At 61.0% G+C, this 20,142-nt stretch carries 18 protein-coding genes and 1 tRNA gene; 3 read left to right on the forward strand and 16 right to left on the reverse strand.

Going from position 1 to position 20,142, the window contains the following annotated elements; all coding sequences use genetic code 11:
• Positions 1 to 2 precede the first annotated feature (2 nt).
• From DBP26_RS16115 to DBP26_RS16125, 3 genes are all read right to left on the reverse strand, one after another.
• Positions 3 to 875, reverse strand: coding sequence for an NAD(P)-dependent oxidoreductase (locus tag DBP26_RS16115; RefSeq protein WP_108238529.1), 873 nt, complete (start codon positions 873 to 875; stop codon positions 3 to 5).
• Positions 876 to 972: 97 nt separating this feature from the next.
• Entirely contained in the window at positions 973 to 1,485 is a 513-nt protein-coding gene (locus DBP26_RS16120; protein WP_108238530.1) for a GNAT family N-acetyltransferase, read from the reverse strand.
• 283 nt (positions 1,486 to 1,768) lie between these two features.
• Positions 1,769 to 2,116, reverse strand: coding sequence for a hypothetical protein (locus DBP26_RS16125; protein WP_108238531.1), 348 nt, complete (start codon positions 2,114 to 2,116; stop codon positions 1,769 to 1,771).
• A gap of 245 nt (positions 2,117 to 2,361) precedes the next feature.
• Here DBP26_RS16125 and DBP26_RS16130 point away from each other — a divergent pair.
• The 3 genes from DBP26_RS16130 (at position 2,362) to DBP26_RS16140 (ending at position 3,694) form a co-directional block, all read left to right on the forward strand.
• Positions 2,362 to 2,438 (forward strand) — tRNA-Val (locus tag DBP26_RS16130).
• 244 nt (positions 2,439 to 2,682) lie between these two features.
• Entirely contained in the window at positions 2,683 to 3,240 is a 558-nt protein-coding gene (locus DBP26_RS16135) for a DUF4174 domain-containing protein (protein WP_108238532.1), read from the forward strand.
• A gap of 109 nt (positions 3,241 to 3,349) precedes the next feature.
• The gene (locus DBP26_RS16140; protein ID WP_108238533.1) at positions 3,350 to 3,694 is read left to right on the forward strand and encodes a 2-oxoacid ferredoxin oxidoreductase; all 345 of its coding nucleotides are present in this window, start codon (positions 3,350 to 3,352) and stop codon (positions 3,692 to 3,694) included.
• A gap of 59 nt (positions 3,695 to 3,753) precedes the next feature.
• Here the strand turns inward: DBP26_RS16140 and DBP26_RS16145 are convergent, their stop codons facing one another.
• The 13 genes from DBP26_RS16145 to DBP26_RS16205 form a co-directional block, all read right to left on the reverse strand.
• Positions 3,754 to 4,380, reverse strand: coding sequence for a DUF5666 domain-containing protein (locus tag DBP26_RS16145; protein WP_108238534.1), 627 nt, complete (start codon positions 4,378 to 4,380; stop codon positions 3,754 to 3,756).
• 428 nt (positions 4,381 to 4,808) lie between these two features.
• A complete protein-coding gene (gene dacB / locus DBP26_RS16150; protein WP_108238535.1) occupies positions 4,809 to 6,278 on the reverse strand; it encodes a D-alanyl-D-alanine carboxypeptidase/D-alanyl-D-alanine-endopeptidase in 1,470 nt (489 codons plus the stop codon).
• 328 nt (positions 6,279 to 6,606) lie between these two features.
• Positions 6,607 to 6,951 (reverse strand): YggL family protein, encoded by a 345-nt coding sequence (locus tag DBP26_RS16155; RefSeq protein WP_108238536.1) that lies wholly within the window; start codon positions 6,949 to 6,951, stop codon positions 6,607 to 6,609.
• Between the two features lie 161 nt (positions 6,952 to 7,112).
• A complete protein-coding gene (locus DBP26_RS16160) occupies positions 7,113 to 7,904 on the reverse strand; it encodes an ABC transporter permease (protein ID WP_256600875.1) in 792 nt (263 codons plus the stop codon).
• Between the two features lie 34 nt (positions 7,905 to 7,938).
• Entirely contained in the window at positions 7,939 to 9,186 is a 1,248-nt protein-coding gene (locus DBP26_RS16165; RefSeq protein ID WP_108238538.1) for an ABC transporter permease, read from the reverse strand.
• 46 nt (positions 9,187 to 9,232) lie between these two features.
• Positions 9,233 to 10,240: an ABC transporter substrate-binding protein gene (locus DBP26_RS16170; RefSeq protein ID WP_256600873.1), complete on the reverse strand. Its 1,008-nt coding sequence runs from the start codon at positions 10,238 to 10,240 to the stop codon at positions 9,233 to 9,235.
• A gap of 54 nt (positions 10,241 to 10,294) precedes the next feature.
• Complete coding sequence (locus DBP26_RS16175; protein ID WP_108238540.1) at positions 10,295 to 11,395, reverse strand: ABC transporter ATP-binding protein; 1,101 nt, start codon at positions 11,393 to 11,395, stop codon at positions 10,295 to 10,297.
• A gap of 250 nt (positions 11,396 to 11,645) precedes the next feature.
• A complete protein-coding gene (locus DBP26_RS16180; protein ID WP_108238541.1) occupies positions 11,646 to 12,905 on the reverse strand; it encodes an aminotransferase class III-fold pyridoxal phosphate-dependent enzyme in 1,260 nt (419 codons plus the stop codon).
• Complete coding sequence (locus DBP26_RS16185) at positions 12,902 to 13,966, reverse strand: phosphotransferase (protein WP_108238542.1); 1,065 nt, start codon at positions 13,964 to 13,966, stop codon at positions 12,902 to 12,904. Before DBP26_RS16185 ends, DBP26_RS16180 begins: the two co-directional genes overlap by 4 nt.
• Positions 13,959 to 14,693 carry an SDR family oxidoreductase gene (locus DBP26_RS16190; RefSeq protein ID WP_108238543.1) on the reverse strand — a complete coding sequence of 245 codons (735 nt, stop codon included), beginning with the start codon at positions 14,691 to 14,693 and terminating at the stop codon, positions 13,959 to 13,961. Before DBP26_RS16190 ends, DBP26_RS16185 begins: the two co-directional genes overlap by 8 nt.
• A gap of 81 nt (positions 14,694 to 14,774) precedes the next feature.
• Positions 14,775 to 15,455: a GntR family transcriptional regulator gene (locus DBP26_RS16195; protein ID WP_108238544.1), complete on the reverse strand. Its 681-nt coding sequence runs from the start codon at positions 15,453 to 15,455 to the stop codon at positions 14,775 to 14,777.
• 84 nt (positions 15,456 to 15,539) lie between these two features.
• Entirely contained in the window at positions 15,540 to 19,049 is a 3,510-nt protein-coding gene (locus DBP26_RS16200; RefSeq protein ID WP_256600871.1) for a transporter substrate-binding domain-containing protein, read from the reverse strand.
• A 131-nt stretch (positions 19,050 to 19,180) separates the two neighbouring features.
• Positions 19,181 to 19,807 carry a response regulator transcription factor gene (locus tag DBP26_RS16205; RefSeq protein ID WP_177411065.1) on the reverse strand — a complete coding sequence of 209 codons (627 nt, stop codon included), beginning with the start codon at positions 19,805 to 19,807 and terminating at the stop codon, positions 19,181 to 19,183.
• Positions 19,808 to 20,142 lie beyond the last annotated feature (335 nt).

Genomic DNA, 20,142 nt, shown 5'->3' on the forward strand with positions numbered 1-20,142 from the left:
CTTCAGGCCGGGTTCCGGCGCTCCATGACTTCAGCCAGCACGGCCAGATCCTTCTCGCCATCGCCCTCGGCGACCGCTTCACGCAGATGGCGCTGAACCACCTCAGCGCCGGGTAGGGTGACGTTCACCTGGCGGGCAGCGGCCAGGATCAAATCGACATCTTTGAGCCCGAGCACGGCCTTGAACGCGGCGGGCTCGTAACGGCGTTCACCGATCAGCGCGCCATAGCCCGAGTACACCGGGCCGGTGAAGATCGTGTTGGAGACCAGGTCCACCAGGTCCGCAGGTTTGAGCCCGTGTCGGCTGACGAGCACAGCCGCTTCGCCCATCGCCTCCACCGCGGCCACCAGCAGGAAATTGGTCGCCAGCTTCATGGTATTGGCGGCCGAGGCTTTTTCGCCCAGACGCCAAGTCTTGCGACCGATCAGATCAAGCAGCGGCTGCACCTTGTCGATGGCCTGTGCAGGGCCAGCAGCCAGGATGTTCAGTTGCCCAGCGGCTGCGACATTCGGGCGGCCCAGCACCGGGGCGGCAATGTAGTCAATGCCTTGAGCGCGGTGCAGTTCGGCCAGTTCATCGGCGAAGTCGACGGCGATGGTCGCGAGGTTGACGTGGATCAAGGGGCCTTTGAGCCGTGACAGCAGGCCCGAGTCCAGCACGACTGCGCGCAGGGCCTTGTCGTCAGCGAGCATGCTGAACACGACCTCGGCAGCGAATGCCTCACCCGGATCGGCGACTGCGTGGGCACCGAGCTCGACCAGCGGCCGCGCGGCGTCAGGGGAGCGGTTCCAGACCTGCACAGTGTGCCCGCCTTTGATCAGGTTGGCGGCAATCGCCTGGCCCATGTTGCCCAGGCCAATAAAACCAATGTTCATTCGCGTGCTCTCCAGTTGTGATGACGATGGGGACTGACTGTAGCACTGAGATCCGACGCGGGTGGTTTCGCGTGAGTGTAATGAAGGCGACCTCGAGTCATCGGTCAAAGCAGAACAGCAGGCTTTCCGGCTGACCGGGAACGTCATCCAGCACGCCGCACGGTTTCATACCAAGCTTCACGAGAACCTTGATCGATGCTGCGTGATCAGGGCGCACCACGGCCCACACACGCCGGACCTCGGGCCTGGCGAAGGCGTGGTCGAGCGCCTGCCTGCCCATCTCGGTGGCGTAGCCCTGGCCCCATGCTTCAGGGGCGAAGCGGTAGCCCAGGTTGAGACGCAGCTCGCCCAAATAATCGTAGTGCGCCACCCCACCGAAACCAATCACGTGCTCGGGGGTGTGTTGCACGGCGATCGCCCACCAGCCGAACCCGTGTCGTTGCCAGTGTTCAATCCAGTGGGCGAGCAGGGCGTGCGCTTGCTCGACCGATTTCATCGGCCCGGCGGGGTTGAATGACTGGGTGCGTGGGTCGCTGTAAATGGCGAACAATCGGGCGGCATCATCGGCTGTCGGCGGTCGGTAGATGAGTCGGGCGCTGGGCGTTGTCATGGGGAGGCTTCGAGTGGTGGGCAGGCCGCCCAACCTACCATTTCGTGAGGCCAAGCGGCACGGCCTTCGACCTAGGGGGGATGCAGTCAGAGTATTCGGCGCTCGCTTTGGATGGCCGATCCGATCTGCGGGTGATCGTCGCTGTCTCGGCATCTGAATCGGACGCGCCGGTAATTAGAGCATTGATTGAACGGCAGGGCTCTCGAAGCCCTGCCAGCGCGCCGCGCTTGCTTGAATGGAGAAGCCAGCGTCAATGCGTTGATCCAGCTGCATGCCGCAACCGTTAGCCGCCCGCTCCGCCGGCACTGGAGGAGCCGCCGCTTGAACCGCTCGAACCACTGCCTGTCGAGCCGCTGCCCGTGGTGTCCCCGCCAGGCAGGTCCACACCGTTGCTGCCGCCGGTGCCATTGCTCATCGAACTGGAATTCATGCCTCGACGGATCCCCATGGCCGGATCGCCCTTGTCCATGTCGGTGCCTTGGCGCTGGATGTCGTTGCCTTGGGTGCGTGGGTCGAGGCCGGTCTGAGAGGGGGGGGCGCCCATCTCGGGAGTGGCCGATCCGGCCAGTGCGGTGGCCGATCCACATACCAGAACGCAGCCCAGCGTCAGTGCAGCAAATGAGGTCTTCATCGTGTGATCTCCGTGTCTTGGGTCCTGTTCTCCGTTGGGCGTTCCAGGATCGGATTAAGTGCCATCACGGCGACAAGCGGCAGTCGTTGGAAGAACCCCCTGCAGAATTCACGTCTGCAACCGCAATGCGAGAAGGGAAGCTGGGCCGCGGAGGACGCTGTGCAAAAAATTTGCATATTCAGAGGCTTAGTGTGAAAAAAGCCGTTGACACACTTTGGAATATCCGTAGAATGCCGCCTCACAGCAGGCACGTAGCTCAGTTGGTTAGAGCACCACCTTGACATGGTGGGGGTCGTTGGTTCGAGTCCAATCGCGCCTACCAAACAAAATCCGCTCTGCTGGGCGGTGTCGAAAAGGGCGAATCCTATGATTCGCCCTTTTTTTTATTGCGGCGATTCGTGCCGTGCTCTCCCTTCCCAAAGCCCCACTCGTCGGGCTTCGACCGCGCCGTTCCGATCCTGAGGCGCTTTCTTCCATCGAAAAAAATCCTGAATTTTCAAGCTGTCGGCTGGACCTTTTGCCACGATGCGCGATCATGAGTGCATGGTTATCCAAAGGAGGTGCTTATGTTAAGTCGGTCACTGACCCTCGCCGCGCTGTTGGCCGTTGCCACTCCCCTGCTGGCGGCCGATGCCGATACACCACTGGCTCAGGAGCGCGGCAAGGCTCGTCCGTTGATCATCATTGCCTCGAGTTCGGTCGACCCGACGCTCACCAGCCTCAAAAAGCAGTTCGATGAACCGGCCAACAAAGAAGGCTTCGCCAAGCGCAGCATGGTGCTGTACACCGTCGTCGGGCTCGCCGGTCAGCGTAATGGCAAGGAAATGGACGCTCAGTCGACCATGGCACTCATTCGCGAGCTCAAGCTCGGCGTTCTGGACAAGGATCAGGCGCAAGTCATCCTGGTGGGCAAGGACGGCGAGAAGAAGATCGACCATAAAGGCCCCATCGATCCCAAGGAAATCTTCAGCACCATCGATCAGATGCCGATGGCCGAGAAGGAAGCGGCTGCACCGGCCCCCGCGCCTCCTGCCGCCGAACCCAAGGCCGCTTCCCAAAGTGGCAAGCCGACCAAGGCAGGCAAAGGTGCGCCCGCGGCACCCCCGCCTGGCCTGGATGACTGAATGTCGGCTAGCGTCTGGTCAGCATTGCCGCACCCTCGATCCTGTCGCGGAACTTCGGCGGGGTGCGCCTTGCTGTTAAGATCGCTCCTTTTCGAGTGAAAGGACTGTCATGAAACACTGGGCGGGAGCGGTAGCGCTGGCGATGCTGGCGGGTTGCACGAGCATGAGTGAAGTGCGTTCGGCCGGGCCGGCACAGGTCTATTCGAGTGAGAAGCCAGCCGCGGCTGTCGCCGAATGCATCAAAGTGAGCTGGGCCAACGTGCAGCTGTTTGGAGATGTTGCCGACGTGTTCATGGAAAATGGCAAAGCCGGTGATTTCACGGTGTACACCACGGAAAGCGAGTACTTTGCCGACGTCAGCGGCAAGGGGGGTGCGACGACGATCAACTTCTACGCCAAACCCGGCGCGAAGGTGATCGAGCAGCGCGGGGCGGTGGTCGCCACCTGCCTCTGATCCGCTGACTGAATGCCCTGAGGCGCCGGTGTACGGTGCGTCAGGGCTTGTTCAAACTGTCACATCGGCGGAGTGACGCCATTCTCTCCCGCGGAAATCGACAGCGCTGTCAGTGTGCCGTCAGCGTCTGGCTGGGCTTGCAGCACCACTTTTACCCCAGGCTTGAGCAGGCTGCGATCCGCGGGCGTCAAGCTGACGATGGGGACGTCATCCGGAATCACGATTTTCTTCTGACCCCCTTTGTAGTTAACGGTAATCGTGCGTCCGTTGCTGGTGACCAGATCGCCCACCGACCCGTTTGTCATGGTGCTGTCCTTGCCCAGGTCAAACGCGCGGTGGCCGTCGCCGGTGCCTGCCATCTCGGGCGGGAAGACGTGAACTTCCAGCGCCTTGAGGGTGCCATCCGCTTGCGGGATGGCCGCCGAGCCCACATAGCTGCCCGGCTTGATGTCCGACACCTGGGCAAGCCTCACAGCGCGCACTTGGGTCTTCTCAGTCAACCTGACCTGGACGTCCTCCCCCCGATTGCTGTGAATCTTTAACGCGTCGCTTTCGACGGCGGTGATGGCGCCGCGTACGCGCGTGGGCTTGCCGTCGTCGGCGTGGGCAGCAGGGCCCCAGAGCAATGCCGAAGCCAGCAGCCCCGAGAGCAACAGCGCGCCCTGTGATCGTTGGGTGTTTTTCATTGAGGCGTTGTCCTGTGGAGGGTAGGAAGTAGAAGGGTAGCCTCATCCCACTGCGCGGTGGGTGACATTGCTGTCAGAAACGGACAGCGCAAGGGCTAAGCGGAGCGGGATGATCAACGTGTAATGCCCGCTGTACATAGGCTAGTTGCATGGTTCACTCGAACTCGCTTGCGCACGTGTGCGTCGGCCTGTTCATGGGGGCTGGAGGCGTCGTTCTCCACCTTGTTGGTGGCGAAGAGGGTGGATCATCGGGGGCAGCGACCGACCCGCCCCGGTCAAGGCGGAATCGAGTATCGAGAGCAGCTTTCCCGGACATCGCGACGACCCCTGCCTGATAGGGTGGCGCAAGCAGAATGCGGAGTTACTCGGCCTCGGCCAGCGCTGGTGAAAGGCATGCGCCATCGTCAAGATGGCGCACGCCTGGGCGGTCAAGGCTGCTGCAGGGAGAGCGTGGTGTTCGCCAGCTTTGGCTGGTTGAACATGCTGACCAAGGCTTCATCCAGGATCGACGACGCGCCCCATGGACGGGAGTCGTTGAGGATCGCCACCACGACCCAGGTGTTGCCGTTGCTGTCGCGGCTGAAGCCGGCAATGGCCCGTACGGTATTCAATGTGCCCGTCTTGATGTGCGCTTCGCCGCGCAATGCAGTGCGCTTGAGGCGTTTGCGCATGGTGCCGTCCATGCCCGCCAGCGGCAGTGAGCTCATGAACTCGGCTTGATAAGGGCTGTTCCAGGCTGCCTGAAGCATTTGCGCCATCTCTCTGGCGCTCACACGTTCTGCGCGGGACAGGCCCGAACCGTTTTCCATCACCAGGTGCGGGGCAGTGATGCCTTTTTTCGCCAGCCACTGACGGATCACCCGTTGCGCCGCCTTGGCGTCGTCACCGTCGGCTTCATTGCGGAATTCCGACCCCAGGCTCAGGAACAGTTGCTGGGCCATGGTGTTGTTACTGAATTTATTGATGTCGCGGATGATTTCCGCCAGGTCCGGCGAGTAGGCCTTGGCCAACAGCTTGGCGCTGCCGGGGACCACGTCCAGACGGTCCTTGCCCAGGATTGTGCCGCCCAGTTCCTGCCAGATCGCGCGCACGGCGCCTGCGGTATAGGTCGGGTGATCGAGCAGCGACAGGTAGGTCTGCGAGTTGCAGCCATCCCCCAACTGACCGGACACCGTCACGGTAATGCCGCCATCGGTGTCGGGCACCGGGTTGTACAGCACGTCGCCCGTGCATTTGTTGGACGCCAGGGCCTTCACCTGGTTGTTGATGTGAATGGCCGCAATCGGCGGTTCCACCGACACCAGAATCTTGCCGCCGTCATTGCGGGTCACGAAGCGCAGCGCCTTCAGGTTGACCATCAGGGCGTCGGGGCGGACCAGGAACGGTTTGTTCTTGTCGTTGCCGTCGTCGTCGAACACCGGCAATTGCGGCTGGATGAAATGACTGCGGTCCAGCACCAGATCGCCGGTGATCTGCTGCACACCGTTGGCCCGCAGATCACGCATCAGCAGCCAGAGCTTTTCCATGTTGAGTTTCGGGTCGCCGCCACCCTTGAGGTAGAGGTTGCCGCGCAGGACACCGTTGCTCAACGTGCCGTCGGTGTAGAACTCGGTTTTCCACTGGTGGGTCGGGCCGAGCATTTCCAGCGCGGCATAGGTGGTGACCAGCTTCATCGTGGAAGCCGGGTTGACCGAAACGTCGGCGTTGTAGACGGTCGGGGTACCGGGACCCGTCAGTGGCAGCAGCACCAGCGACAGGGCGCTGTTATCGAGCTTGCTGGCCTTCAGCGCTGCTGCGACCTTGGGCGGCAGCGCAGTGTTGACCGGTGCAGCGGAAACGGACAGGGAAAACGGCAGTAGCAGGGAGGCGAACAACAGCGGACGCAAAGATTTGATCATTCAATAAAACCCTACTGCAGAAAGAGGGGAACAATGAGGGGATGAATTCCCTCGTGACCTGAACAGGGACCGGAACCCGAAGCTGTTTGTCGCGGAAAATGGAGGGTCGCCCGATCCTGTGCGGCATTATGCCCCAAGGTGGCGTGACTTGCGCCGGGAAACCGCCGTCAGAAGCGGCTATTTTTGTAGGTGCCTGGCTGGGGGCGTCATGAACGCGTTGAAAGGCGTTCGTTGCGCCGAAGGATCAACGTCGGCTCCGGGCCATTCCGCGCCCCCATGAAAAAACCGCCCCAGGGGGCGGTTTTCGTCGGCGCGTGCAGCGGGCGGATCAGGAAGCCGGATTGATCGGCTTTTCCGGGTACCAGGCGTCCAGCAGCGGGCTGACTTCGACTTTGGTCACTTCGCTGCGGCCCTTGAGCCAGGCTTCGACGGTGGCCCGTTGCTCTTCGGTGACCGAGCCGCGTTCTGCCAGGCAGACCAGGCCGTAGTCGTCACCGCCTACGTAATCCAGGCCATTGGCGTCCATGGCTTCGGTCAGGAATGCGTCGAGGAAGGCGTCGATCGCCTGGTCGTCCAGACCCTCTTTGAATTCCAGATTGAGCTCGAAGCCCAGTTCCTGGAACTCGTCAACACAGAGTTTTTTGCGCAGACGACGGGAGCGGTTAGTGGCCATGAAGCATTCCTCTTAGGTAATTTCGGGGCGCAGTCTACCAGCTAACCCCGGCGGCTGCCTCTTCCTTGATACGCCGCGGCGATGACGCAGGTCATGGACAGTCATTCGTCCGCCGAGCCGTGAAGTACGATCCTGCATCGCAGCCGTAAGGTGTCCGGGCGTCATGAGCCGCGGGTACGCTCGTTGCGCCGACGCAGCGCTTCCATGGTAAGCAATAGCAGCAGTGCGCTAGCGACCATCAGGGTGGCGGCGGCGGCAATAGTCGGGTTCAGGTTTTCCTTGATTCCGGCAAACATCTGGATCGGCAACGTCTTCTGCGCCGGGGTCGAAAGAAACAGCGTCACCACGACCTCATCGAACGAGGTGGCGAACGCCAGGAGCGCGCCGCTCAGCACGCCGGGTGCAATGAGGGGGAGGGTGATGCGCCGAAAACCGTACCACGGCGAGGCGCCCAGGCTCGCAGCCGCTCGAGTGAAGTTGCGATTGTAGCCCTCCAGAGTGGCGTTCACCGTGATCAGCACGAAGGGCGCGCCGAGCACTGCATGGGCGATCACCAGGCCGGTGTACGTATTGAGCAGACCCAGACGGGCAAAAAAGAAATACAACCCGACCGCGACAATGACCACCGGGGCGACCATGGGCGAGATTAGGATCGCCATGATCAGTGCCTTGCCTTTGAACTCGCCCCGAGACAGGCCCACCGACGCCAACGTCCCCAGAACGGTCGCAAGCAACGTGGCGAGGGGGGCGATTTTCAGGCTATTGCCCACGGCCTGCATCCATTCGCCGGAGCCGAAGAACTCTCGGTACCACCGCAGCGACAGACCACTGAGGGGGTAGGTCAGGAAGGAGCCTTCGTTGAACGACAGCGGCACGATCACCAGGATGGGCACGATGAGGAACAGCAACATGCAGAGGCTGTACAGGCTCAGCAACGGGCGCAGCAGGCGCATCTCCCAAGGATCGACATTTTTCATGGCAGGTTCCTCAGGCAGGTGTGTGCGCGGAGCGTGACACTTTGGTGTACACCCAGTACAGCAAGAGCACGATGATCAACAACTGGCTGCTCAGGGCCGTCGCCATGCCCCAATTGATGGTGGTGTTGGTGTAGTAGGCCACGAAATAACTGATCATCTGATCGCCGGGGCCGCCCAGCAACGCGGGGGTGATGTAGTAACCGATCGCCATGATGAACACCAGCAGGGCACCCGCGGCGACGCCGGCGTACGTCTGCGGCACGTACACCCGGCGAAAGGCGGTCAGCGGGTGAGCGCCGAGTGAAATTGCTGCATTGGTGTAGCGCGGATCGATGCCCTTCATCACTGCGTACAGCGGCAGGATCAGAAACGGCAGAAGGATGTGAGTCATCGAAATCAGCACGCCGGTTCGATTGAACACCAGCGCCAGGGGTTTCTCCAGCACATGCAGACTCATCAGCGTGTCGTTCACCAGGCCGCCGGATTGCAGCATCACGATCCAACTGGCCGTGCGCACGATCAAGGATGTCCAGAACGGCAGCAACACGAATATCAGTAACAGATTGGCGCGCCGGGGAGGCTGGCGAGCCAGCCAGTACGCCAATGGGTAGCCCAGCACGACACACAGGAGCGTCACCAGCCCCGCGATCGCCAGTGAGCGTTGCAAAACTTCCAGGTACAATGCCTTGCCTGGGTCGACCGGGCGAATCTGGCCCGCTTCGCGTTTCAGATCGAACGCCGACAGCCAGTAAAGGCTGGTATAGCGCGCCCCGAGTGCTTTGAACGTGGCCCAGGTTTGAACGTCATCGAGGGCTGGAACCGCCTGGCGCAAGCGTTCGCGCAGGGGTTCGCCAGGGGCAGGCAGTTTGCTCAGGACTGCCGCAGGGATGCTGCGCAACGCCTGGCTTTCATAGCCCAGGCGTCGGTTCAACGCAAACAGTTGCCCCCGACTTCGTGCGTTGCGCAAGTCTTCAGCGAACGCGCCGAACACCGCTTCACCCGGCACCGCCTGGCCGTCCCACTGTGCCAAGAGCGACAGTGTGCGGGGGAGGGCGGTGGCCACTTCCGGGTTGTCGACGCTGCGGGTCAACAGCCCGCCGATGGGTGTCAGGAAGCCCACCAGCAACAGCGTCAGCAAGGGTAAGAGCAGCATGATGGAGCGCCGTGTGTGGCTACGCCGCGCCGCGCGGATCCGCCAGGCAAGGTCGCGAGGCGCATTGGCAGGCATCGGTGGTTCCAACGTCAGGGCGTCAGGCATGAGCGACTCCTCGTCACAGCAGTGTCGGGTTTGGGAAGGGTGGCGTTCAGCGCGCGGCCCAGGCGTTGAAGCGCTGTTCCAGTTCTTCGCCATGGTCGATCCAGAACTGTGTGCTCACCTGCAGCCCTTTCTCGATATCCGGCAGGTTTTTCTGCGTGTTGGCGTCCAGCAGCGCCATGGCCTGTTTGTTGGTAGGGCGATACGGAATGGTCTCGGCGAACACTTTCTGCTGTTGGGGCTGGCTGACGAAAGCGATGTACTGCTCACCCAGGGCCTTGTGCGGCGAGCCCTTGACGATGGCCCAACTGTCGAGGTCATAGAGGCTCTGGTCCCAGACGATGGTGAAGGCGTGCCCCTCATTCCGGGCGCTGGTCACGCGACCGTTGTACGCGGTGGTCATGACCACGTCGCCTGCCACCAGCCATTGCAGCGGTTGGGCGCCAGCCTCCCACCATTGAATGTCGTGTTTGATCAGGTCGAGCTTCTTGAACGCCCGGTCAACGCCTTCCGGGGTCGAGAGCACCGTGTACAGATCTTGCGGCTTCACCCCGTCGGCGAGCAGGGCAATTTCCAGCGTGAACTTGGCGCTTTTGCGCAGCCCACGCTTGCCGGGAAAGGTCTTGGTATCCCAGTAAGCTGCCCAACCGGTCGGGGCGGTTTTCAGTTTGTCGGCGTTGTAGGTCAGAACGGTCGACCAGAAGTACATGCCGATACCGCACTCGCTGACGGCGCTCTTTTCGAATTGCCCTGGTTCGCCAATCTTGCTCCAGTCCAGGGGCTCGAACAGGCCTTCGGAACAGCCGCGTACCAGATCAGGGCTTTCGACTTCAACGACGTCCCAACTGACCTGGCCGGTTTCGACCATCGCGCGGATCTTGGACATCTCACCGTTGTATTCCCCGGCCTGGATGGTGCCCTTTGCGGTGGCATTGAAGGGCTGGTAGAACGCTTTGTCCTGCGCCACCTTGGCGGCGCCGCCAAACGAGATGACGGTCAGCGGTTCAGCGGCGCTCGTTGAGCCGGCGGACGTGAGGAGGGCGGTCAACAGGGTCATTGCAGCAAATGGCTTGAGCATGGCGAGTTTCCTGAGGCATCGAGGTTCGGAGGTTTAGGCAGGGGTCGCATCCAGCGCCGAGGCATCGGCGCTGTGCCAACAGACAGAAAGGCAATGACCTTCGCGCCAGAGCGGTTGCATCTGGGCGATGGGCACCTTGACGTTGAAATCGGGGTTGTCGCCCACGCGCAGCCGGATGCGCACGTGGTCACCCAGGTAAAGGCATTCTTCGATCCGCCCGCTCAGGCGGCTGTCATAACGCTCATCCCCATCCAGGGTGACCCGTTCGGATCGGATCGACAGCGAGGTGCGGCTGCCGTCGACCAGTCCTGGCGTGCGACGTGCGAACACCTGCTGACCGGCGTCCAGGCGTACGCGACACCGGTCGGGGTCGAGCGAGTCGAGTTTTCCGGGCAGCACGTTGGTATCGCCCATGAAGGTGGCGACGAAGGTATTGGCAGGACGCTCGTACAGCGCCTGCGGGGTGTCGACCTGCTGAATCACCCCATCGTTGAAGATCGCGATGCGATCAGACAGCGTCAGCGCTTCGGACTGATCGTGAGTGACGAAGACCACGGTCAGGCCGAGCTCGCGATGGAGGCGGCGGATTTCCAGCTGCATCTGTTCGCGCAATTGCTTGTCCAGCGCACCCAGCGGCTCATCCATCAACACCAGCCGTGGTTCGAACACCAGCGCCCTGGCCAGTGCAATGCGCTGCTGCTGGCCGCCTGACAATTGGCTGGGGTAGCGGTCAGCAAGTTCGGACAGGCGCACCATCTCCAGCGCCCGCTTGACCTTCGCGCGGATGTCGTGCCGGTTGATCCGTCGCACTTCCAACGGAAAGGCCATGTTTTGCGCGACGGTCATGTGCGGGAACAAAGCATAGTTTTGAAACACCATGCCAATGCCACGCAAGTGCGCGGGAACGCTTTCGATCGCCTTGCCGTCCAGGTAGATCCTGCCTTGGGTGGGGCTTTCAAAGCCGGCGAGCATCATGAGGCTGGTGGTCTTCCCGGAGCCGGATGGGCCGAGCAACGTCAGGAATTCGCCCTGCGTCACGTCCAGGTCAAGCTGTTTAACCACTGTCTTGAAACCGTCGTAGCTCTTTTCCACGCCTCGAAAACTGACGAAGGCCTCTGCGTTGCTGCGGGTCATCTCAGGTTCCCCCCCCCGTATATTCAAAACATGATGCATCATGTTCGAAGCAGAAATTGTGCCACTCCTTCACGCCCATCATTTCCTCGGGTTTTACTTCAAATCGTCCGGGAAATGCACCGCGGCTGTGCTGCGGCGCCCTGTTTGAGACCGTGGCACCGCTACCAACCTTGGTCGACCCGGGTTAAAGACCACTCATGCGCGACGAGGCGCAGCGCTACCGCGCTTGCCCTACCGCTAACCCTGGAAGTCAAGGCAGTTCGGCCAATGTCGCACTCAACCGTTCCAGCAGCAGGTCGGCGTGCTCGCGGGTGAACACCAGTGGTGGACGAATTTTCAGCACATTGCTGCGCGGCCCCGTGGCGCTGATCAGCACCTGTCTGCGTCGCATACCGTTGACCACGTGGCTGGCCAATGCCGTGGCAGGGAGGCGTGTGGCGGGCGAGTCGATCAGTTCGACGCCGATGAACAAGCCTTGGCCGCGAACGTCCCCGATCGCAGGGTGGCGGACAGCAAGGTCATGCAGACCTTGTCGAAGGTACTCGCCGACTCGCTGCGCGTTGGCCTGAAGGTCTTCCTGGCGCAGGACGTCGAGCACCGCCTGGGCCGCCTTGCACGACACTGGATTCCCACCGTAAGTGTTGAAATAGCGTTGCTGATGGCCGAACGCGTCGAACAGCTCGGCGCGTCCGACCACGCCCGCGACAGGGTGGCCATTGCCCATCGGTTTGCCCAGGGTGACCAGATCGGGAATCACGCTGTCGCACTGGAATCCCCAGCGGTGCGCCCCCGTGCGGCCGAAGCCAGCCTGCACCTCGTCGGCGATGTAGAGACCGCCTGCCGCACGTACCCGTTGCGCGGCCTGCGCCAGCTCACCCTGGCTTGGCGTGAAGACGCCGTCGCTGGAAAAGATGCTGTCCGTCAGCAGCGCGGCAGGTCGGATGCCGTGCGCGCGCAGATCCTCCAATGCTGCGGTGACGCTCTCAACGAAGGTATTGCCGCGGTACGTATCGGGCGCATCGATCAACCTGACATGGGAGGCGGTCGGCAGGCCGGTCGCCAGGGACGGAGAAAGTTGCGCCAGCAGGTTCGACACGCCGTGGTACGCCCAGCGCGTCACGAGCATCCCGGTTCCTCCCGTCACGCATTGCGCCACCCGCAACGCCAGATCGTTGGCCTCGCTGCCGGTGCAAGTCAGGGTGAGGTTGTTCAAGGGTGGGGGAAATTCGCTGAGCAGATCCTCCGCGTAATCGACGATGGAGGGGTGAAGGTAGCGGGTGTGGGTGTTGAGCAACGCACTTTGCTCGGCGATAGCCTGCACCACCGCCGGATGGCAATGGCCGATGGAGGCGACGTTGTTATAGGCGTCCAGGTGAGGCGTGCCGTGCTGGTCATACAGCCAGACACCCTCACCTCGTACCGGAGCGAAGGGCTCTTCGTAGAACAGCCGGTAACTTGCGCCCAAGGCTTGGCGACGACGGGCGAGGAGTGGGGTGGCTTCGGTATTCACAGGGCCTCCGGTGTGCAGGCGTCTATCAGGCTTTGGGTCAGTGCCCCGCTCGGCAGGGCCATCAATCCCTGCAGGTTGCGCCAGGTCACCGACAGATTGCGCAAAATGTAGGCGCGATTCTGCGGATACAGCGAAGCGCGCCACTGGGCGATGGTGATTGCCATGGCCATGCGCGTAGCAATCAGATCGCCCAAAATGTTCAATTCATCCGGCAATAGGGGGATGTGGGCGTTGTAGGCCGCGGTGAAGGCCTTGATTCGCCAGAGTGGATCGGTCGAATCAGCGTCGAACTGGTAGGACAGGGCAGTCCCCAGTTCATTGACCAAGGGCGCGTACAAGGCGTCACCGAAATCGATGATCGCCGCCACGCGCGTCCCGGTCTCGCGGTCGAGGATCACATTGTGTGGGTTCAGGTCGTTGTGAATCACTTGGGCCCTGAGCGCCGATAGGCGCGGCTTGACCTGGCGCTCATAGTGGTCGAGGAGGGTCGTCACCAGGGGGCGCTGCGCTTGGTCCAGAAAAATGAGGTGCGGACGTACGCGTTCCGCGTGGCCAACGTCCCACAGCAGGTAACGGTGGGCCGCCGGTGGCGCAAAGCCTTTCAGGGCCAGGTTGACCTGTGCGAGGGTCGCGCCCAGTTCGTGCATCAGCGCCACGCTGGGAGTGCCGAGATTTTGCGGGATACCGTCAAGGTAGCTGACGGCTCTCACCGTCAGTGCCTGCTGGGCGATGAGCACGCGGGCTTCGAAGTCCCCTGTCCGGGCGGCCAGTACGCGAGGAACGGGCAAGTGTTTGCCCTGGCGTTCGATGTACACCAGTGCGTCGGTCTGAAACCGCGTCACCTCGCGGGCTTCAGCAGGGTTGACGAACTTCATGACGAAGGCGCCACGGCTGTCCCGGATCAGAAAGTTGAGGTCCCGCTCTCCGTCGAGTTGCTCGATCGGTCCACGTAAGCCGTACTGATCAAGGGCAACCCGCTCCGCTTCGTGGAGACTCACCCGCGGTACTTCGGTAGTCATCAGTTGTGCGCAGAGAGAAGCGGACTTTGCCGTGTCAGACATGCTGACCACCGTTGACATGGATCTCCGAGCCGTTCACATAGGACGCGCCACTGGTGCACAGGAAATAGATCAGCGATGCGACTTCTTCGGGTTTGCCCAAACGGTGCATCGGAACGAGGCGTTCGACCATTTCTGCGGTGCCAGGGGAAAGGATCGATGTATCGATCTCACCAGGTGCGATCGCGTTGACGCGCACGTCATGACGGCCAAAGTCGTAAGCCATTTCCCGCGTCAGTGCGGAAAGGGCGGCCTTCGACGTGGAGTACGCCACGCCCGCAAAAGGATGCACCTTCGAGCCGGCGATGGACGTTACGTTGATGATACTGCCCTTGGCGGCTTTCAATTCGTCAAACAGGCCGCGGGCGAGCAGGGCGGTGGAAAACAGATTGACATTGAACACTTGCACCCAGGTGGCATAGTCCGTTTCCAGCACCCCCAGACGGCTGCCCTCAGGCCCCTTGGGGGACACCCCGGCATTGTTGACCAAGGCGTCCAGACGTCCGCCGAGCCTAGCCTTGATATCAGCGAGGCTGTCCGTGACGCTTTGGATGTTTTCGAGGTCCAGGTGGATGTGATTCAACAGGCCCTCGGCCCAGGGACACTCGGCCACCCAGTCGTGGCGGGACGCGGTGAAGACTTCCCAGCCGGCTGCGTTGAAATGTTTCACGGTGGCGTGACCGATGCCTCGACTGGCACCCGTCAACAACAGCTTCTTTTTCTCGCTCATGAGCCTGCTCACTCGTTAGTGAAGTTTGATGCATCATGTTTTTTGAGTGACCTGTATGTCAATCAAAATCCTTGCGGAAAGCTATTCGGCCAATGCTTCCTGACTGACGGCGATGAATTCGAGCATTTTCTGATTGCCGTCGAGGATGTCGGTCTGAATGGCATGACGCGCCGCCGCCGGGTCCTGATTGCGTAATGCGTGAAGCACTTCCTGGTGGTGCTCGATCGCCATGGTCAGCGAGAAGTGAACGTAGGCCTGGGCGATCAGGGGACCCGCGCGCATCCACAAACTGTCGATATACCCCCGCAGCACCGGCATGCGAGCCGTGTCGGCCAGCAGGAAGTGAAAATCACTGTTCAACCGTAACGCTTGCGTCAGGTCGTTGTTATTGATCGCTTCGAGGTTCGACTGGATGTTGGCCTCGATTCGCTGCAGGTCGGCACTGGTCGCGATACGTGCGGCTGTTTCGGCCCCGAGGCCTTCAAGGTTCAGACGCAGGGTGCGGATCTCCAGATAGGCTGCGCTGTCGAGCACCGGGACGCGAATGTCCTTGGGCGTCTTCAACACCAGTGCTTTCTCTTTGGCCAACTGCAGGATGGCGTCCCTGACAGGAGTCACGCTGGTGCCCAGCTGACTCGCCAGCTCCCGGATGCGCAGCCGGTCATCGGGCTTCAACCCGCCCGTGATCAGCGCATTGCGCAATTGGGCATACACGTTGCTACCCAGATAGGTGTGGTTGATGGCGTCGAGTGGGTAGGACATGGGTCACCAGGTGAAGTGGGCATTGCAGGCGCGACTATACAACATGATGCATTAGGCGATGAACTTTCCCTGCTCAGCACGCACCTAGCCTCGACGGTGCTGGAGCAATGCTTTCTCGAGGGTTTCCATGGCGACTTTCAAGGCTTGCCCGCACCGCTCGATGACGGCGATCGGCTCGCCGGCGTCGCACTCCTGCTCAAGCTGCGTGCACAACGCAATGACTTCGTTGGCGCTGATGATCCGGGCAGCACCCTTGATCTTGTGGGCTGTGTCGTGAATGCCCTGCCGATTGCCCCGTGAAATCGCCTCCCGCAATTCGTTGGCGTCGTCACGGCAACTGCTGATCAGCTGTTTGATCAAGTGCTCGATCATCTCAGGCCGATCGCCGGTCAACGTCACAATGCTGTCCATTTCAAAGGGGAGCTGGCTCGCCTCCGGTGCCTTCGCTGCAGGCGTGGGGGGGATGCGCGCGAGGCGGTCATTGAGTGCGGTCAGGCTGATGGGTTTGAACAGGCAGTCGTCCATGCCGGCGTCGCGGCAGCGCTGCTTTTCTTCGGGTTGGGCATTGGCGGTGAATCCCAGCAGGGTGCACGGCGTCCGGCCGGTCGCGTGCTCCTGGCTGCGAATCGCACGCGCGAGATCGTACCCATTCATCACCGGCATGTTGCAGTCGACGATTACCAAGTCGAAATGGCGGGCCTGCCACCGCTCGAGCCCTTGGGCTCCCTGCTCGGCCACGTCGCAACGATGCCCCAGAAACTCCAGCTGCTGACACAGCAGCAGACGATTGGCAGGGTGATCGTCGACGACCAGAATGGCCAGTGTGGTCCTTTCGTTTTCGGTGTGATCCCTCATTGCCGGGGTGGTGGCCACGGGCTCGAGACAGGTCAGGTCGAAGATCATCTCTACCCGTGTTCCCTGGCCGGGCTCGCTGTCGAGTGTCAGGGTTCCGCCCATCATTTCGCACAGGCTGCGACAGATGACCAAGCCAAGCCCCGCGCCGCTGCGAGCCATTTGCCCCGTGTTGTCGGCCTGGGCGAAAGGGGCGAACAGGCGCGCCTGATCCGCTGCGCTGATGCCGATGCCACTGTCCTGGATCGCCACGTGCAGGCGGACCTGTTGCTCGCTGGCGGCCTCTTCGGCGTGAAGCGTGATGCGGATCTGGCCCTGAGGGGTAAACTTGATGGCATTGCTGATCAGGTTCGAAAGGATCTGCTTGAAGCGCAACGGGTCGATCAATACGTCCAGATTGACCCGGCTGTCCAGGTCCAGATGCAGTGTCAGGGCCTTTTGTCGGGCCAGACCGTCGAACACCCGCACGACGGACTCCGCGAGCGCTTGCGGATTGGCCCGTTCGGGGCTCAGTGTCAGACGGCCCGACTCGATTCGCGCGATGTCGAGGATGTCGCCGATCAACTCCAGCAGGTCTCTGGCCGAATCGTACGCGACCTCGAGCGCCGGACGATCCAACTGTCCTTGGTCGGCGCGTTTGAGCGCCAGTTCGAGCATGCCGATGATGGCATTCATCGGGGTACGGATCTCGTGGCTCATGGTGGCCAGAAAGGTACTTTTGGCACGGTTGGCATCGTCCGCTTGCTGCTTGGCACTCTGCAGTTGCTCGATCAACTGGCGTCGCTCGCTGATGTCGATCCAGCCACCGATGATGCCCTGCACCTTGCCCAGTGAATCTCTGAACGGGAGGATCCAGTGATAGATGGTCAGGGGGCGGTCGTCGATGTGCAAGGAGCGGTCGAGAATCAACGGAACGCCGTCGGCCATCACCTGACGATAATCCTCAACGTATTGCCTGGCTTCCTGAGCATCGCTGAGCACACCTTCGAGAATGCTTTTGCCGATCACGTCGTCGCGCTGGGCGGAGAACGCTGTCAGATAGCTTTCGTTGCACATTTGCAGCAGGCCGTCGCGATCCCGGACGTAAATGGGATGGGGAGTGCCGTTGACCATGGCGCCCATGAATTCCAACTGATCGTTGAGCGCGCGCTCGGCTTTTTCACGCTGTTTGATCTGGCGCCGCATCCACGCATTCCACGCCAGCGATCCGAGCAGCAGCAGGCCGGCGCCGGCGAGGATCTGATAGACCAGCAACTGATAATCCTGCCAGGCGCCGCGCCCCGCAGGGATGTAGGTCCGCCAGCGATTGTTGATGACGGCCAGGTCCTCGGGCGCAATGCTCGACAGCGCCTTGTCGATGATGCTGCTCAGTTCCGTGGCATTGCGGGAAGTGGCCATGGCAATGCGGGCGGGCTCCTTTCCGACGGTCACGCGCATTTGCAACGTATCCTGCAACCCGCGGGAAGCAATGAAATAACTGGCGCTGAACAGTGACGTGATCGCGCCCTCCACCCGGCCATGGGACAGCATGTCCAATGCCTGGGCCGGGTTATCGACCTCCACCGGATAGATGTGCGGATAACTCTTCTGAAGGTAATCCAGCGTCGGACTGCCGAGGTTGAGCGCCACGCGCTTGCCCTCCAACTGGTCCAGATTGGAGGGGCTGGAAGGGTCCTTGCGCGTGACCAGAACGAACGCGCTGTCCATGTAAGGGCGACTGAAGCTGAAGCGGTTTTCCCGCTCGTCGCTGGGCACCATGGCGCCGATCAGGTCGGCCTGGCCCTGGCTGAGCCGGTTCATCATCTCCCCCATCCCAGGCGCATGGGAAACCTCGAAGCGGAGTCCGGTGCGCAGCCTGATCAGGTCCAGTAGATCGGCAGTGACGCCGCGGAAGTTGCCGCTCGTATCGAAAAAGGTCAGCGGCGCGTACGCGTCGTTGATCACCACGCGTACGGTCGGGTGTTGCGCGATCCAGCGCTCTTCTCGCTGGGTCAGTTGCAGTTTCTGGTCGGTCAGGTGCCGGTCTGCGCCAGCGCCCCAACGTTTGGAGATGGCGATCCGTTCATCGATCGGGATGCCCTTGAGGACCTTGTTGACGATGTCCAGCAGGGCAGGGTGGTCGGCGTTGACCGCGAAGCTGAAGCCGTTGGGTTCATGTTTGCCGAAGTTGGCCATCTGCACGTTGTTCAGGTAGCCCTTGCTGATGACATAGTGTGTGGAAATCGCGTCGCCGAGAAAGACGTCGGCCTGGTTGAAGGCCACGGCGTTGATCGCGCTTTGGAACGAAGGGAAGGTCTGGAGGCGCGCCTTGGGGTAGAGGGCGCTGATGTCTTCGGGTGGCAAGTAGTGGTAGACCATGCTCAGGCGCAGGCCATTGAGACCATCGTTCAGCCCTCGGGACTCACCAGTGCGGGTGACCAGTACCGGTTGGTCCACGGCATAGGGCGAAGAAAGCCGTATGTTCCTTGCGGCGGCTTCGTAGCCGTTGGCGCTGCCGAGCAGGTCGATCTCTCCTTTGAGCAGGGCTTCCATGGCCTGATCGCGGGTCTCATAGCGCAGCACTCGAATGGGAAGATCCAGCGCCCTGGCCAGGATGCCCGCATAATCTGCCGTCAGGCCTTCATAGTCATGGCCGGTGGGCGTCATGTCGAAGGGTGGGTAATCTGGCGCCGAAGTGCCGAGCACCAGTTCGCGTTGGCTGCGTACCCATTGCCATTGAGCCCGGTCCAGCGCGACATCCATGTGCGCAGGGTTGGAGCGGCTCAAGAGGGCGTAGCGTTCAGCCGCTGTGGCTTGTAACTGCGCAACAAGGCTCAGGCATACGAACGCGATGATTGTCCAATAATCCTTTATTCCCTTCGACATCCTGTTTCTCACACTAAAGAATTGCGTTTTGCCATCTCGATAAGTTCTACCAGGGTCTTGGCTTTCAGTTTATGCATCAGACGGGTCTTGTAGGTGCTGACGGTCTTGTTGCTGAGAAACATGCCTTTGGCAATTTCCTTATTGGTTCGTCCTTGGGCGAATAATTGGAGAACCATCAATTCCCGATCGTTCACCAGCTTGAAGCGCTCCAGTTCGTGCGGATCACCGCCGAGATGAGTGGCCGTGCCGAGTGCCTGACTTGGAAAATAATTGTAGCCGGAAAGAACCGCCTTCACCGAACTGACAAGTTCGCTGAGGTCTTCCTGTTTGCAGACATAACCGGCCGCGCCTGACTGCATGCAGCGTATCGCAAACAGCGTCGGCGCCTGGGCAGTCAGGACCAGGATTTTCGAGGGAAGGTTCATCGCGTTGAAGCGGGCCAACACTTCCAGCCCGTCCAGTTTGGGGATGCTGATGTCGAGGATGATCAGGTCGGGCATGCATTCGCGGACCATTTGCATGGCGTCGACCCCGTTGTCCGTTTCGCCGACGATGTCGTAATTTTCATTTTCCAGCAGCATGCGGATGGCGAGGCGAATGACGGGATGATCATCGATGATAAAAACTGAGTTCATAAGGCAATCCATAACAGGCAGCGAAGAGGGTGCGCACGTTTTCCCAGCGGTGTGGGCGCGCGCATGAACATAATCACGCGATGGCTGAATATAGGAAGAGTCCTACAAAAATAAGAGTATTGCCGTACGTCAGTGCTCTTATCGCCCATTGGCGTTTAAAAATTGGCACCGATTCTGAGTGAAAAAAGTTATCAGTGAAAGCGTGTTTATTTCGATTGGGAATGTTCCTACATGTGCATAAGGGCGGTACTACAAATATTAAACACGCCGAATTCCGCGCGCAGTAATAACCGCGTTTAACGGGAGGCGGTAAAAGGCTGAATGGTGGCGTTATT

The sequence above is a fragment of the Pseudomonas sp. RIT409 genome (assembly GCF_003052515.2).
In the GTDB taxonomy this organism is placed as follows: Bacteria; Pseudomonadota; Gammaproteobacteria; order Pseudomonadales; family Pseudomonadaceae; genus Aquipseudomonas.